Annotated in this window: 13 protein-coding genes; 9 read left to right on the forward strand and 4 right to left on the reverse strand. The window is 52.2% G+C overall.

The window, feature by feature from the left end; translation table 11 throughout:
- The first annotated feature begins 110 nt into the window (after positions 1-110).
- From pxpB to L6H65_RS17040, 5 genes are all read left to right on the forward strand, one after another.
- Complete coding sequence (gene pxpB / locus L6H65_RS17020) at positions 111-851, forward strand: 5-oxoprolinase subunit PxpB (RefSeq protein ID WP_236343804.1); 741 nt, start codon at positions 111-113, stop codon at positions 849-851.
- Positions 833-1891, forward strand: coding sequence for a 5-oxoprolinase subunit C family protein (locus L6H65_RS17025; RefSeq protein ID WP_307728358.1), 1059 nt, complete (start codon positions 833-835; stop codon positions 1889-1891). Before pxpB ends, L6H65_RS17025 begins: the two co-directional genes overlap by 19 nt.
- 246 nt (positions 1892-2137) lie before the next feature.
- Positions 2138-2896, forward strand: coding sequence for a LamB/YcsF family protein (locus L6H65_RS17030; protein WP_371877712.1), 759 nt, complete (start codon positions 2138-2140; stop codon positions 2894-2896).
- Positions 2897-3014: 118 nt separating this feature from the next.
- Positions 3015-5135 carry a putative bifunctional diguanylate cyclase/phosphodiesterase gene (locus tag L6H65_RS17035; protein ID WP_236343807.1) on the forward strand — a complete coding sequence of 707 codons (2121 nt, stop codon included), beginning with the start codon at positions 3015-3017 and terminating at the stop codon, positions 5133-5135.
- 30 nt (positions 5136-5165) lie between these two features.
- The gene (locus tag L6H65_RS17040; protein WP_236343808.1) at positions 5166-5579 is read left to right on the forward strand and encodes a gamma-glutamylcyclotransferase family protein; all 414 of its coding nucleotides are present in this window, start codon (positions 5166-5168) and stop codon (positions 5577-5579) included.
- Positions 5580-5772: 193 nt separating this feature from the next.
- Here the strand turns inward: L6H65_RS17040 and L6H65_RS17045 are convergent, their stop codons facing one another.
- From L6H65_RS17045 to L6H65_RS17055, 3 genes are all read right to left on the reverse strand, one after another.
- Positions 5773-6705 (reverse strand): hypothetical protein, encoded by a 933-nt coding sequence (locus L6H65_RS17045; protein ID WP_236343810.1) that lies wholly within the window; start codon positions 6703-6705, stop codon positions 5773-5775.
- 420 nt (positions 6706-7125) lie between these two features.
- Positions 7126-8163 carry a ribonucleotide-diphosphate reductase subunit beta gene (locus L6H65_RS17050; RefSeq protein WP_236343812.1) on the reverse strand — a complete coding sequence of 346 codons (1038 nt, stop codon included), beginning with the start codon at positions 8161-8163 and terminating at the stop codon, positions 7126-7128.
- 154 nt (positions 8164-8317) lie between these two features.
- Entirely contained in the window at positions 8318-10543 is a 2226-nt protein-coding gene (locus L6H65_RS17055) for a ribonucleoside-diphosphate reductase subunit alpha (protein ID WP_236343813.1), read from the reverse strand.
- Between the two features lie 366 nt (positions 10544-10909).
- Between L6H65_RS17055 and L6H65_RS17060 the strand changes: the two genes are divergently transcribed.
- The 4 genes from L6H65_RS17060 (at position 10910) to L6H65_RS17075 (ending at position 15370) form a co-directional block, all read left to right on the forward strand.
- Entirely contained in the window at positions 10910-12565 is a 1656-nt protein-coding gene (locus L6H65_RS17060; RefSeq protein ID WP_236343815.1) for a copper resistance CopC/CopD family protein, read from the forward strand.
- 21 nt (positions 12566-12586) lie between these two features.
- Complete coding sequence (locus L6H65_RS17065; RefSeq protein WP_236343816.1) at positions 12587-13561, forward strand: sensor histidine kinase; 975 nt, start codon at positions 12587-12589, stop codon at positions 13559-13561.
- 3 nt (positions 13562-13564) lie between these two features.
- Entirely contained in the window at positions 13565-14452 is an 888-nt protein-coding gene (locus L6H65_RS17070; protein ID WP_236343817.1) for a response regulator, read from the forward strand.
- 144 nt (positions 14453-14596) lie between these two features.
- On the forward strand, positions 14597-15370 hold the full coding sequence (locus tag L6H65_RS17075; RefSeq protein ID WP_236343818.1) for a YcnI family copper-binding membrane protein: 774 nt from the start codon (positions 14597-14599) through the stop codon (positions 15368-15370).
- A gap of 198 nt (positions 15371-15568) precedes the next feature.
- Here L6H65_RS17075 and L6H65_RS17080 read toward each other — a convergent pair whose 3' ends face one another.
- On the reverse strand, positions 15569-16084 hold the full coding sequence (locus L6H65_RS17080) for a hypothetical protein (protein ID WP_236343819.1): 516 nt from the start codon (positions 16082-16084) through the stop codon (positions 15569-15571).
- Between the last annotated feature and the right edge of the window lie 135 nt (positions 16085-16219).

A 16219-nucleotide genomic window follows, 5' to 3' on the forward strand; every position in this document is an offset into this window, starting at 1 on the left:
CTAGACAAGATGTACTGTAATGGTACAAACTAGTAGTGATTAGGGCATCACGGGAGTTGCTTCCATTTCATTATATCAAAAATACAACCTTGTCAAAGAAGGGGAGTACTGTGAGCCATTCCGAGAGGACGGATATGCGTTTGGAGCCATTGGGCGACAGAGCGCTCGTTGCGCGCTGGACAGGGGATAGCGAGTCGTGCAATCCCGTATTAATGGCTGCTATCGCTAGTAAGCTGAGAGCTGGGGGCAGAGAATGGATGATTGACGTCGTGTCTGCTTTCGACACCGTTACGATTGTCTATGACCCCGTCCTGCTGGCAGACATGATGACAGAAGCAGAGCGGGCTGCAAGCACGCCATATGCGCAAGCGTTTGCATATATACAGCAATTATTGAAGCGAACGGATGAACAGCTTGATCGCATGGCGAAAGTTGTTGATATTCCGATTTGCTACGGCGGTGAATACGGACCAGATTTACAGGAGGCGGCAGGGCGCGCGGGAATGAGCGCGGCTCAGTTCACCGAGCGCCACGCTTCCGCTCGATATCGTGTTGCCATGATTGGTTTTATGCCCGGGTTTCCGTACCTGACCGGGCTACCGCGAGAGCTGCAACAGCCTCGCAAATCATCGCCACGCAGCCGAGTTCCGGCAGGATCTGTCGGAATTGCAGGCATGCAGACAGGGATCTATCCTTTTTCTTCGCCTGGAGGATGGCAGTTGATCGGCAGATCTCCTGTCGTACTGTTCGATGTCAGGCAAGAGGAACCTTCGCTGCTGCAAGCGGGAGACGAGGTTCGTTTCATCCCGATTGACAAGAAGCAATTGGAAGCGTGGGGAGGGCAGCAATGAGTCTTATCATCTTGAAGCCCGGCTTCTTCACGACTGTACAGGACTTGGGCCGGAACGGCTGGCGCAAGGACGGTCTTCCTGCGGGCGGGGCGATGGACCGCTACGCGCTGCGAACGGCCAATCTGCTCGTAGGCAATGACGAGGGAGCAGCAGGACTTGAATTGACGCTCGTCGGACCGACTTTTACGACGGAGCGGGATATGCTCTTGGCGATATGCGGCGCATATATGTCGCCGCAAATGGATGACGGGGAGCTGCCGATGTGGCGCCCCGTATGGGTTGCCGCCGGAAGCCGGATTACTTTCGGCGCGGCTTCTGCGGGCTGCCGCGCGTACATCGCGGTGGCCGGAGGTATTGATGCTGCGGCGGTGCTTGGCAGCCGCAGCACGGATGTCCGCGCGCGCATTGGCGGCGTGGACGGTCGCCCGCTGCAGGCGGGCGATGCGCTGCCCTGCGGCGAGCGCGGAAGCGACAGCGGAGCGCGCGCGGCATGGGCGCGCTTGTGGCGCGCGGGACTTGCTGCGCGCGCAGCGGCAGAGCCGCGGGGCCGCGATGGCTTCGCGGCCCCGGGCTGGTTCGCGCCGCCGCTCGCCTATGGCGGCGGCGCAGCGGACGGCATCGAGCTGCGCGCGATGCCGGGAAGCGAGTTCGGGCGGCTGAGCGCAGCAGCCCGAACAGCGTTCTTCACGGAGCGATTCAACGTCGCTCCGGCATCAGACCGGATGGGGGTCCGCCTGGCGGGACCCCCGCTGGAGCAGCGCTACAGCACAGAGCTGCTGTCGCACGGTGTTGTCCCCGGCACGGTGCAGCTGCCGTACGGGGGCAATCCAATCGTGTTAGCCGCCGATTGCCAGACGACGGGCGGCTATCCCAAGATTGCGCATGTCATCGCGGCGGATTTGCCGCTGCTTGCGCAGGCGAGGCCTGGGGCCGCCATTTTTTTTCGCGAGGTGGCGCTTGCTGAGGCGCAGCGCATCGAATTGGCATTCGAGCGCGAGATGCGGCATCTTGCTGCAGGAATTCGATGCCAATTGCCTTAGCAGAGTCTCAAGACTTAGCATTTTTCATGCTTTAACATTTCCGCATGTCTTAGCACCGCATTTCTATTAAGGTTGCCAAGATTGTTAGTATCACTTTCAGCACGAATTGTCAGTATCACTACAAGTATCACTATAAGTATCACAATAAGTATCGTTGCTTTTGTTTAGTCCGTTGTACATGAGAGGGGCGACTAGCTCATGCGTTTAAGGAAGACTGGGCTTCAACCCCAATCGAATGGGGCTGGCATGAGAACCGTCGATTTAAATTGTGATTTTGGCGAAAGCTACGGTGCATATACATTCGGTCAGGACGAAGCGCTTCTGAAGCATGTGACATCTGTGAGCATCGCATGCGGCTTTCATGCCGGCGATCCTCATACGATGCGCGAAGCGGTCGAACGGGCAATGGCAGCCGGTGTATCAATCGGCGCCCATCCGGGACTTCCTGACCGGCTTGGCTTCGGCAGACGGGAGATGGCAATCAGCGCTGAGGAAGCCTGTGATTACACCTTGTATCAGGTGGGTGCTCTTCAGGCATTTGTGCGGGCTGCCGGCGGCAAGCTTCGCCATGTGAAGCCTCACGGGGCGCTCTATCATATGGCGGGGCATGATGAAGCCATTGCCGCAGCGGTTGTTCGGGCGGTCAAGTCGCTTGATCCTGCGCTGTTTATCTACAGCCAATCGGGAAGTTTGCTGCTGGAGGAAGCGAGGAGGCAGGGAATGAGAGCGATAGCCGAGGTGTTCGCTGATCGAACCTATTTGCCGAGCGGGGCTCTAACGCCACGGCATCTGCCGAAAGCCGTATTGACGGAGCCGGAGGAGGCGCTTGGACAAGCGCTGGATATGATTATCCGCGGCAAAGCCCGCACAGCCGAAGGAAGTGAGGCTGCGGTGCTGGCCGAGACGGTCTGTCTGCATGGCGATGGCCCCAATGCGCTGCATTTGGCAGCTTCGCTTAGGCAAGGACTCCAGGAGGCAGGCATCAGGCTGCAGCATCCACAATAGATTGTTATAAGTCAAGTATCGAAACTCAGATTATGATCGCAGTTCCAACTGCTCTATTCATCCTATACTTCATCCAACAAACAGACATCTTCTGGCTTTCCTTCAAAAGGAGGACAACGTGTCAATTAACCGGGCGGAAAAAATAACGATATGGACAGCATTCATCGCCATATTCAGCTTTATTATCATGAGAGTTTTTCATGACGAATTGTATCTATTAATACCAAGCCGCACCTACTTGTTTCTTCACTCTGGCATGGAGTTCATCAGCTTTGCAGTTAGCTTCACCATGCTGGTGCTGGGATGGCTGTTCTTCGTGAAGTCACTTTCCCGCCAGCGTCTGTTCACCGCTGCATTGTTCAGTGTGGTCGGCTTGTTTGATATGCTGCATGCGCTCACAATGGAGGGCATGCCGTTCTATCGGTTGGTTGGCGACACTTCATTATCGTTGATCTATGCGGCTTCCGCACAGATGATCGGCGCAATCGGGCTCTATATTATTTTTCGCAAGGAAGATCAACCGATTGGAGCGGACAAAAGATTGCCGGTTGTGAGCATCGTTTTAGGGTCAGGTGCAATACTGGCGATCCTCATCTACGCAATCGGGGATTGGTTTTCAGCAGAGCAGTTGGCAGGCACTGGCCTCTATTACTTGTATTCATTGAGCGAGACAGTGATTCTGATGTTCTACCTCTTCACTATTGGGACCATTCTGTACAGCAATCGCAATGAGCGTCCACAGGCATTGCTTACGATCATTCAGGCGCTTGTATTCTTCCTTTTCTCGAATATTCAGTTCATTCTGGGCGCTAATATACATGATACCGATATGCTGTTTGGTCATGTGTACAAGCTTGTCGGCTACTATTTTCTGATGAAAGGCATCTATTTCGTAACGATCGAGGAGCCGTTCAAGCAGCAGAAGCGTTCGGACTCACGCATTCATTATTTGGCGTTTCACGATGAGTTGACAGGACTTGCGAATCGCCGCTTGTTCGGTGAACGGCTGAATGCCGAGATGCAGCGAGCGCGTCAGAATGACAGCAGGCTCGCGATTATGCTGCTGGACATTGACCGGTTCAAGACGATCAACGATGCACTGGGCCATTCCTTCGGCGATCAAATGCTGCAAGCCGTCTCGCAGCGGCTGCGCCATGCAGCGGCCAAGCCTGACCATGTATTTCGGATGGGGGGAGATGAGTTCGTCATTCTGCTGCCTGATCTGGAGAGTACGGAGGCTGCCGATAAGCATGCCCAGGCACTCATGGGATTGTTCGACGCCCCGTTCGTATTGGGCGAGGCGGAATACCACGTGACGATCAGCGTGGGACTCTCTTTCTTTCCAAAGGATGGCGAGAGTGTTGATGTGCTGATTAAAAATGCGGATACAGCGATGTACAGCGCCAAGGTACACCGAAATGAGTTTTCGAGCTATTTGCCGGAGATGAATGTCAAAGCCCATGATCGGCTGCGAATGGAAAGCGATTTGCGCAAGGCGCTGGAGCAGGAGCAGTTCACACTGGCGTACCAGCCGCTTATTAATTTGGATTCCGGCAAAGTTGTCGGCGTTGAAGCGCTAGTCCGCTGGCATCATCCGCAGCGCGGTCTGCTGCCACCGGGTGATTTTATCCCGCTCACCGAAGAGAACGGGTTAATATTGCCGCTTGGCGAATGGGTGCTCAGAGCTGCATGCAAGCAGAACAAAGCTTGGCAGGATGCAGGGCTTCCGCCGATTATGATGAGCGTCAATCTGTCTATGCGGCAATTCAGACAGCATGGACTTGCAGAGCGGATTCAATCCATACTGGAGCAGACGGGAATGAATCCGCGATATTTGGATCTGGAAATAACGGAAAGCATGACAAGCGATGTCGAATTTGCGACTGAAATGCTTACCAGCTTGAAGGAGCTTGGCGTCCAGATCAGCATTGATGATTTCGGCACTGGCTACAGCTCGCTTGTGTACTTGAAGAAATTCCCGATCGACAAGCTTAAGATTGATCGTTCCTTCGTCAACGATCTTGACAAGAACGGCAGTGATGCCGCGATTGTGACTACGATTACAGCTATGGCCAAGCATCTGAATCTGAAGGTTACAGCAGAAGGCGTTGAGAACGACGAGCAGGTCCGCTTGCTTCGCGAGCGTCAATGTGAGGAAGCGCAGGGCTTCTTCTTTACGAAGCCAATCCCTGCCAACTTGTTCGAGAATTGGTATCGACATCGCGAACAAATAATTTAGCAATTTTTATGCAGGAGGGTCTTCATCGATATGAACGAAGAGAATATCACTGTTTTCATATACGGCAGCCTTCTGCCGGGTCATATGAATCATCATGTTGTCGCAGCGTATGTGATCTCTTCGAGACCAGGCCGTATCGCTGGTCGATTGGTTGATTTCGGACCCTATCCTGCTCTCGTAAGAGATGACAAGGCAGCCTTGGAAGGTCGATCGGTCAGAGGAATGTGGATCGTGATTGATCGGAATGGACTGCGTGAGATGGATCGTCTGGAGGGCTTCTCGGGTATAGACGAGGATAACGATTATGATCGCGTATGGACAGCGGATGCCCATCAAGCGGAGCATTGCGGATGGGTATATGTCTGGGACACTTCCCGTGGATATCCGCCCATTATGGAGGAATATTGGCCGACTTTCTACTTCAGCAAGATGGGTGCTGAATAGGCAGGCGATTCAAGACGGGCAATGCCAGGAAGGGAAGCGGCATTGGAGGCAGAATGTACTTTCCATCGCTGTTGTCCCGGATTTGCTAATGGGGCAGAGTGGGCATGCTCATCTAAAAAAAGGGTCATTCTCTATGCGCTTCATTAGCGCAAGGAGAATGACCCCTTTTTCATTGTCTCCACCCGTCCCGCCTCTAGTGGCTGCCGCTATATTCATAGGCCAACGTGACATGATGCAGAGCTATTTCCTCATTGATCAAGGATGAGTCCGGAATAATCGTACTGTAGGGCTGTGAAGACAACTGATTATGCGGTACATGGCTTTCGCTGTTATTGATCTTCTCGATCTCGATGGGCGAATCGTATGGAGCGGGTACGATTGGAGGGCGTTCAGGTGGTTGAACGCCGAATTCATACTCAATTGCTCCGTAATCATCGAGATCCAGCAGATTATTGCCCTGTTTGATATTAACAGCCGGATACGTGATGCCTAAGACGATTAAGCCGCACGCGGAGGTGTATACGCTAATTCGTTTTACCGAATGAATCAACGATGTTCCGTTATCACGATGGATGCGTCTGCGCCGCACCGATTGACGCCATATGAGCCATGAGGCGGCGGTTAGCATTACAGGTGCGATAACGATTAATATGGTGCCGAATTGCAATGGCATCGGATAAATAACAAGGTACGTGTACAGCAGCGAGCCTAGTGTGAGCATTTGGACAGGCACGACGAGTGCTACATCTGCCGCAGCTCTCCGTTTCGTGCGGCTTGCTATGGCATGCTGCTGAACTGGCATCAGGCGTGACAGCGTGAGCAGCCGAGGCATCGTCAGCAGGATGGCAATCGCATACGGTACGACTACAAACGGAATAAATAGAATATCAGTATTCTTCCATAGGTAAGAGGAGTGCAAGGAAGTTGAATAAGCCAACAATAGCAGAATTACCAGTGCAGTAAGTCCCGTCAATGCAAGCAGCGCGATGTTGACGACAGCAGCGCGACGCATACTGGCGACTTTCGTCCGATATGCAATGCTGCCGGCCCCATATCCGGCCATTAGTGTCAGTAATACAAGAGCAAGAGAGGCAATCGCAACTGCCCGATCAAGCGTTTCTAACATTATAACTCCCCCAGTTCAACTCACTTCCCTTATCTTACAGATACGGCAGGACGGGAAGAATTGTCTGCAGTCTAGTTTGAAGCCAGACTTAAGTCGCGTACGATCGTAATCTTCAGGATGTAGTCAGCAGTATCAATCAAACAATAGTGGGAGCAAATATACCTCACGGCACGGCGGCCTATCAATGGACTCGTCATCAGATCAGATAAGTTCCATTGAAATCATACCATATATTTGCGGTTTCTGTTTGATATTTTCCATACAAGACTAAGTCGTGAGCCGATATGTGCGCTGAACAAAGGGGCTTTCTATATCCCCGTTAAAATGAAAGCACCTTCGAGCCAGTCAAGTTGGAATGACGGCTTGAAGATGCTTGTATTGCGAAGTGCAAATGTTTGTGGAGTCCGTTGCTTCTTCGTACTACAGGTCGCCCCAGTTGAGGTTGGACGATTTGCTGTAGTTGGTCACTTTCTGCTCGAAGAAGTCGGTTTTCATACCGTTCATGTTGCTGAAGCTTTCGACCCATTTCATCGGGTGATCCACGACCTCTGGGTAGAGGATGTCCAGACCGAGCTTGCGAAGACGCTCATTGGACAAGAACTTGATATATTGATCGATGATTTCATTCGTGATGCCTGGAATTTGGTTGTTCGTTATATATTGACCCCACTCGATCTCGTGCTCAACGGCAGTGCGCATCATTTGGCGCAGCTCTTCAACAAGAACAGGTGTGAACAATTCAGGATTCTCCTTGCGAACTTCACGGAAGATGCCTTGGAACAACGCCAGATGAGTTAATTCATCGCGCTGAATGTATTTGATCTCGGAGACCGTTCCGAGCATTTTTCCCTGACGTCCAAGGGCGTAGAAGAAGCTGAACCCGCTGTAGAAGTAAATGCCCTCAAGTATATAGTTCGCCATGATCGTCTTGATCAGGTTCTGCGATGATGGGTTTGCAATGAAATTCTCGTACAGATCGGTGATGAAACGGTTCCGTTTCAGCAGGTTCTTGTCCTCGCGCCACAGATTGTAAATCTGGTCGCGTACTTCTGCAGAGCAGACACTATCCAAAATATAGGAGTAGGATTGGCTGTGCACCGCTTCCTGGAAGGTATGAACGGTAAGACACAGATTAACTTCCGGTGCGGTAATGTACTCATTCACGTTGGGCAGGTTTGCCGTCTGCAGTGAGTCGAGGAAGATCAGGAAGCTGATGATTTTATCATAGCTGTTGCGCTCAGAGAGCGACAGGTTGCGGTAATCCTTGGCATCCTGGGCAAGAGGGATTTCCTCGGGAATCCAAAAATTGTTCATCATGGTCCGGTACATCTTGGTGGACCAGTCGTATTTGACATTGTTAAGCTCAATCAGGTTCGTCGTGTTGCCGCCGATCATGCGGCGTTTGCCCCAGTCGCGGTCGCCGTCCTCATTGAACAGCTTTTTCTTCTGTAACTCCATGTTTGCTCCTCCTTCAATTCAATACTACATTTTACACTCGTTGCTCTATAAGGCCATACCTTCAATTGGCAGAGATGAAACACGGCATGGTACAGTGCCGTGTTTCATCGCCATGGTTATCTTATGTCTCCATTGGCAGCAAAGCTGCAGCGCTTTATGCGCTGCAGCTTACGCAATCCTCGACTTCCAAACTCTTATTCCGGCAATAGTATACGGTCTTCAGACCGTTCTCCCATGCGGCCATATACAATTCAAGGAACTCCTTGGCTGTATATTCAGGTGTAATATACAGGTTGAAGGATTGCGCCTGATCGATATGGCGCTGACGGCGGCCCGCTGCGCGGATGCTCCAGTGCTGATCGATATGATGCGCTTCCTTGTAGAACCAGAACGTCTCATCGTTCAGGTTCGGCGCGGTTTGCGGAATGACAGCATTCTTCTTCTCCTCAACGAAGAACTTGTTGAAGATCGGATCGATTCCTGCTGTGGAACCGGCAATGAGCGATGTGGAGGCTGTAGGCGCGATTGCGAACATCCATGCATTGCGCACGCCATGCTCGGCTACGTCTTCCTTCAGTTTCTGCCACAATGGCCCTTCATAACCGCGACGGTCAAAAAACTCTCCCGTATGCCATTCGCTGCCTTCGAATACGCGATATGCGCCTTTTTCCTTGGAAATTTCCATCGATGCTTTAACAGCGCAATAGTTGATCCACTCATACAGTTCGTCCGCACGGTCCAGATGCTCCTCGGATTCCCATGAGATGCCGTTCAGGGCAAGCCACTGGTGATAGCCGCTTGTGCCAAGTCCGACTGCGCGGTATTTCTGATTCGTAATTTCCGCTTGCGGAATCGGATAGTGGTTCAGATCGATAACATTGTCCATCATCCGCATTTGGCAGGAAACAACCTCTTCAATCTCTTCCCGCGTGCGGGTACGGCCAAGATTAAGCGAAGACAGGTTGCAGACGACATAATCGCCGCTCTTCACTTGTGTTGTAATGATGCCGTCCTCATGCGTCGTGGTGACATATTCCGTCGGACTCATGTTCTGGCAAATTTCCGTACACAGGTTGGAGCAGTAAATGAGACCTTTATGCTTATTCGGATTCGCGCGGTTAACGGTATCCCGATAGAAGATGAAAGGCGTTCCGGTCTCGAAGGAGCTGGTCAGAATCCGTTTCATAATGTCGATGGCAGGAACCTCTTCACGGGACAGCTCCGGGTGGTTCAAGCATTCCTCGTAGCGGCTCTCCCACTCCTCGCCCCATGAATCCTCAAGCGCCCATCCCATGTAGGAGCGAACCTCATGCGGATCGAACAGATACCAGGAATCGCGTTCCTGCACCTTGCGCATGAACAGATCGGGAATACATACGCCTGGGAAAATATCATGCGCCTTCATCCGATCGTCGCCGTTATTGGTCTTCAAATTGAGGAAGTCCAGAATATCCTTGTGCCAGACGTCCAGATAGACGGCGACAGCGCCGGAACGAACGCCAAGCTGGTCAACCGCGATTGCGGTATTATTGTAGTTCTTGATCCAAGGCACAACGCCGCCAGCGACGCCTTTGTAGCCGCGAATGTTGGAGCCGCGGCTCCGCACCTTGCCGATGTAGATTCCCATGCCGCCGCCGAACTTCGATACTTGCGCGAAGCTGGAATCGACGTTGTAGATGCCCCACAGATTGTCCGGCACTGTGTCGATGAAGCAGCTGGACAGCTGATGGAACGGCTTGCGCGCGTTCGCAAGGGTCGGAGTGGCGACCGTCATTTGCAGACGGCTCAGCACATCGTAGAACTTGCGAGCCCAGCCGAGCTTGTCCTTCTCCTTCATGGCCAGATGCATGGCAACACCCATGAACAGCTCCTGCGGCAGCTCCAGCACCTCGCCGTTAAAGCCTTTAATAAGGTAACGGTCAGCGAGCGTCTTCAGACCGATATAGTTGAACAAGTAATCACGGTCAGGCGCGATATAGTTGCCGAGCTCGCGAATTTCTTCACGGGTATAGTGCTCCAATATGTACTTGCCATAGAAGCCCTTGTCGGTCAAATAGGTGATCAGAGAGTAGAAGTCTCCGTAGCCGAAATAGCCGTACTTCCGATTGATCGCAGATTCTTTATAGAGATCGTACACGAGCAGCTTCGCCGCAACATACTGCCAATTTGGCTGTTCGATGCTTGTTTTCTCCACTGCTACTTGTGTGAGCGTACGCTGAATTTCTTTCGTTGTGATATTGTTGCGGAAGTACGGCAGCAGCGCCGTCTCCAGCTCAAGCGGATCGCAATCGTTGTAACCAACGCAAGAGAAATCGATAACTTTCTTTAACTTGGAAAAAATGAGTTCTTCTTTCTGTCCGTTCCTTTTAATAATATCCACGAGCGGATTCACTCCTTGTCGAAGGGTGTCGTTTTTAACCCCTATATACACAATATGTTGATGGCACTAAACTAAATTACACCAATATATAGTGGTGTGTCAAGGTGTGCAGTTCGACATGAAAGGATGCCAAAAAGGGCTTTTTTTTCCTTTGAAAAGACGATGAAAACTTGTCGCGACTCATATTCTTGGAATGGCTATGCTTCCTTTCAGCGAATCGGCCCTCCATAAATATTTATTGCTTGCTCATAAAAAATTCGGATTTATGGAATGGTTTTGTCCGCAATCGTTTAGTAAACTAATGAATGACCATGCTATAGTTGCCCGGCAATATTTGTACAGGAGAGAAAGTGAGGATACAACGCTATGTTTGTTTATCCGCGTTATTTGATTTCGATAGGGAAAGCTTGCAGCAGGATCGCTGCGGGCTTGTTGTTTATACTGCTGCTTATCGGTTCACCGGGAACAGCGGGAGCGCATGCGGAATTGGAGCAGGCCGTGCCAGATCCCAATACGAGGGTGGATGTCTCCCCTTCGGCGGTGGAGCTGTACTTTAACGAAGCGATCGAGGCCAATGTCGGCTCGATCACTGTGCTTGACTCGCGTTCGAACAGGGTGACAGAGGATGTCGCAGTGGCAGGCAGTGACCGCAAGTCGCTGCGCCTTGCGCTGCCTCAGCTCAGGGAAGGCGTCTACACCGTCTCTTACCAGATCGTTTCTGCCGACGGACATCCTGTGAGCGGCTCGTATATTTTCGTCGTGGGCAACCCGCCGGAGAGTGTGGATGCCTCGGCATTCAATCCGCATAGCGAGATGGGCCATGAAGGCCATACGGCTGAAACGCAGTTAACAACAGAGCAGTTTATTATTTATGCGGTGCGTATTCTCTATTATTTGGCTCTGCTGCTTGCTGCCGGTCTTGTGCTCTGGTCCGTCATTGGCGTGCGAGTCGATGCGGCGAGCAAGGTTGTTCCTGGGTGGGAGCTGTTCGCCCTGCGCGCGCTTCTCATAGCAGCGATCCTCTATATTTTTGTCCATGCAAGGGATATTCTGATTGGTTTCCCGAGTGAGGAATATAGCCGGCTGTTTCTGCAAACCGCGGTTGGACGGGGATGGATTGCGCTCCTTGTGCTGACGGTGGCAAGCTTCATGCTGCTGCGGCTTGGCAGGACTGTGCGGGTGCTGTGGGTGGCAGCTCTGCTGGGATTGGAAAGCTGGAGCGGGCATGCGGTCGTGTTTAAGCCAGCCCTTCTAACGGTTCTTATGGACTTCATCCATCTGGCCGGCTCAGCTGTTCTGGCCGGCGGACTCGCGCTGCTGCTGGCGCTCTGGTTCGCAGATCGCAAGGAGGCGGGGCGCTTCGCTGCCCGTTTCTCCAGAGCTGCTCTCATCTCGCTTGCCCTGCTTGTACTGAGCGGTATCGGGATGACGCTGATGTTCCTGCCAAGCTGGAGCTACTTGTTCTATACCGGCTGGGGCACGCTGCTTCTGATCAAAACAGGGCTTGTCTGCCTCGTGTTTCTAACAGGCGGCTTGCTGCACTTGCGTGCAAGGAGGGGCGATCTGCCGACATATTCGCTATTGCGCATCGATATCGGATTAATGGCGCTTATTATCGCTGTTGCCGCGCTCTTTACCTATATTAGTCCGCTGCCGGCGAATGCGCCCGTTTACAATCACAAGATGGGGGCTGACATGCACTATACGCTTCGTATCTCGCCCAATAAACCGGGGGTGAACAAATTCACGCTCAAGGTATGGCTGCCGGAAGAGGTGGGGATGCCGAAGTCGGTGCTGCTGCGTCTGCGGTCCCTGGACCGAGAGGAGCTTGGACCGATTGATGTGCCGCTGGAAATAAATAAGGAAGATAAGGACCTCACTTCCTTCGAGGGCTTCGTTAAGGCGGATTATGTTGCTGAAGGTCCCTTCATTCCTTTTGCCGGTGGATGGAAAGCAGAGATACGGATCATGGATCAAGAGGATAATGAGAAGGTTGAGCAGTACGAGTTCACTAATTATTAATAATCGGAGGGGGAGCGGAGCATGCCGTCCTATCAACGGATCAAATGGCTTATTCTAGTTATTCCGACTGTAACGCTAGCGATCTGGGAGTATGTGCGGCATGCCTTCCTGCTGCCGATTATATCGATGGATCTGGGCAATGTGCTGGCCCCGATTCTTGTATTTGTCATTACGATAACGTTAGTGCGCAAATTGTTTCGAAGGATGGAGGAGGTTGCTGATTCACTGCATCAGGAGCAGACGGAGAAGGCGGCATTCATGGAGCGTGAACAGCTGGCGCGCGAGCTGCATGACGGCATCTCGCAATCGCTGTTCCTTCTGTCTGTCAAGCTGGATAAGCTGGAGCAGGCGAAGGACCACGGCGATGTGCAGAAAACTACGGATGAAATTCGCTCAACCGTTCGGCATGTTTATGATGATGTAAGACAATCCATTGCGAGTCTGCAGAGCGACCCCTCCAAGACAGAGGTGCAGTGGATGCAGTCGGTGAAACGAATGGCGGAAGAGCTGGAGCTCGGAGGTCTGAGCGTTGTTATAGACTGGCGGCTGTCGGACAGCCAGTTGACGGCCAAGGAGAAGGTGGAGCTGCTTGCCATCGTTCGGGAGTCCATGCTGAACGTTCAGAAGCATGCCAATGCTGCTCGCCTGACTGTACGCGCAGTACCGCAGCCTGAGGGCAAAGGGTTTCGTTGTACGATAGAGGATGACGGCGAAGGCGCTGAGATGTCCGAGTTGCTTGCCAAGGGACGCTATGGCGTCCGTATGATGCAGGGTCGCGCGCAGGCGATGGGCTGGTCGCTGCATATTGGAAAGCTGAGCGAGGGCGAACGAGGCAAGCTTGACGATAGCGGACAGGGCAAGAGGGATGAGAGCGAACAAGGCAAGTCTGGTGAAAGCGGACAAGGCGAGAGGGTCGAGAGTGAACAAGGCAAGCGGATCGACAGTGAACAGGGTAAGAGGAACGGAATGATCGTAGAAGTGGTGAAGGAGGCGTAGAGGATGTCGGAAGGAAAAGCGGCAATTCGTGTCCTGCTGGCGGACGATCATCCTCACGGGCGCGAGGGCATGCGTGAAATTGTGAGCTGCGACCCGTCTTTTGATATTGTCGGCGAAGCGGTCAATGGCGAGCAGGCTGTTGCTATGGCGATTGAGCTGGAGCCTGACCTCGTGCTGATGGATATTAATATGCCGATTATGAATGGTATGGAAGCTACGCATTTTATTAAAAACGCCGATCCGAGAATCAAGATTGTCATGGTGACGGTATCGGATGATATAACCGATTTGTTCGAGGCGATCAAGCGGGGGGCGCAAGGTTATTTGCTGAAAAATTTGTCGCCTTCGGCATGGCTGGAATATTTGCGTGCTGTAGCGGTAGATGAAGCGCCGCTGTCGAAGGAGCTGGCTTTTCGAATGCTGCAGGAGTTCAATGGCTACATGGCGGAGCCCACGCACCATTCCGGGGCCATTGGCGGGAGCGGAGGGGCTGCTGGAGGCAGATTCAGCGGTCGTGATGAGCGGCTGTCGGGGGACGGCATAACCGGGAGTAACGCTATTCGGAGCAGTGAGTTGTCCGCAGTCAGCGATACGCGGGAAGGCCATGTCAACGCTGGGGTTGACGGGGATCAAGCGAGATCAGCGGTCCGGAAGGCTGCGGCGGGCGATTCTGGCTATGGTGAAGCGGGCAGGACGCCGCTGACACAACGTGAGCGCGAGGTGCTGGAGCGGGTCGCTTCGGGCGATTCCAATCGACTGATCGCAGAGACGTTTGGATTATCGGAGCATACGATCAAGAATCATCTCAGGAATATTTTGCAAAAGCTGCATCTGGAGAATCGTGTCCAGCTAACCCGGTATGCAATGGAGCAGGGGCTGTTTAAACGGTAAGGCGCTTCACAGCATTGTCACAATGATATAGCTCTTTCGAGTCATTGCAGCTATGTGGCTTCACGTTATAATAGCCAAGGATTCACTTCTGAACGTGGATGCTTGATGTTATTACGATGTAAACCATTTAGGAGGCTTTTTATAATGAAACAGATGAAATTTAGTTTTGCAATTGCAGGAATGGCATTGTCGCTGTTCCTGCTCGCAGGAGTTGCCAGCGCGCATGTGACGGTGCAGCCGAAGGAAACGAAGCAGGGGAGTTATGAGGTGTTCACGGTCCGCGTACCGAGCGAGAAGAAAGAGGTAACGACCAAGAGCGTTAAGGTCAGAATAGCGGAGGGCGTCGAATTCAAGCGGATCGAGCCTAAGGCCGGATGGACGTATGAGCTGGAAAAAACAGCCGATGGCATCGTCAAGTCCATTACATGGACAGCTGATGGCGAAGGACTGACGGCAACGGAATTCGGCGAGTTCCGTATGCAGGGCAAAGTAGCGGCCGATGCCAAGGAGCTCGTATGGAAGGCTTATCAAACCTATAGTGACGGCGAGCTTGTGGAATGGATCGGCGCTCCGAATACGGATTCGCAATATCCGGCCTCATTAACTGTTGTTACCGCCGGAGCGGGCGAGAGCGACGGGCACAGCCATGGCGGTGCGGCTGCGGGCGACGGCGGACATGATGGCAAGGACAGTGCGGGCGAGCCGGCTGCGGCTGCGCCTGATGCGGCGGACAAAGCGGATACCGGAGAGAAGCCTGCCGATAACGCTGCCGATACGCCGGACCAGCAAGCAGCAGCCGGGAATGCGGATAATGAGGACGATACGATGAAGACAGTGACGTTGGCTGTCTCCATTGCAGCGCTGCTTATTGCGTTGGCAGCTTTGAGCTTGGCGATAGTCAAGCGGCGCAGAGCTTAACTTCGCGGCTCAATTCTATAGCAGTGCTTGAAATGGCGGCCCAACATCCGCCGAAGGTGCATTCGGTAAGAATGGCTTTTGGCAACGGGATGTTGGGCGAACTGTCATGCGGGTGAATCAGTTTCGGATGAATCAAACAGAGCTGGAACTGGCATGCCAATAATTTCAGAGCGCTATCTGAACCATGCATAATAACAACTACGGCTTATAAATATCCTCGTCTGGCGTGACCTCAATCGGTAGTTTCATAACTTCGCTATGAAAGGCGTTCTTTTTTATTTGATTTGCAAAATAGCGCAACCGATCTGTATTGACCTCGATTAATGAGTCCAAAGGTACTGTAGTTATGTCATCACGCTCCCTGTCTATGTTTATTCTTGCAGCAGCAATCCACTGTTTGTCCCCTTTTTCAATAACAACATTGCCGGCAACGGCTTGTTTGTAAAAGTCTTTCACGTAGATGCTATACTCCCCAGCGAACCTCTGTTGTTTTGACAATTGAATTCCAACAATACTTAGCAGATTTAACAAATCGTAATTTTTTGTTTCGGTCTTGGGATATACAGGCTTTTCAGCCGGACTGATATTTAAAACAGCATTTCCCATGAGCGATAAGCCGGTATTGATGTTTGTGTCATTATTAATTGTTACTACGGGTAAATCCGCTCCTTGCTGTTCTGGAGAAATATTGAAATCAAATGTTACATGTTCCATACTCCCATCGGGAGTTGGACCTCTGTCAAGAAAGTAGACACCAACTAACGTTGCTTACAAATGCTTTTATAGTACTCAGCTTCAAATCGGTCAGGAGATAGGTAACCCAATGAACCGTGGATTCGCTTCCGGTTA

Source organism: Paenibacillus plantiphilus (assembly GCF_927798095.1).
Lineage (GTDB): Bacteria > Bacillota > Bacilli > Paenibacillales > Paenibacillaceae > Paenibacillus_Z > Paenibacillus_Z plantiphilus.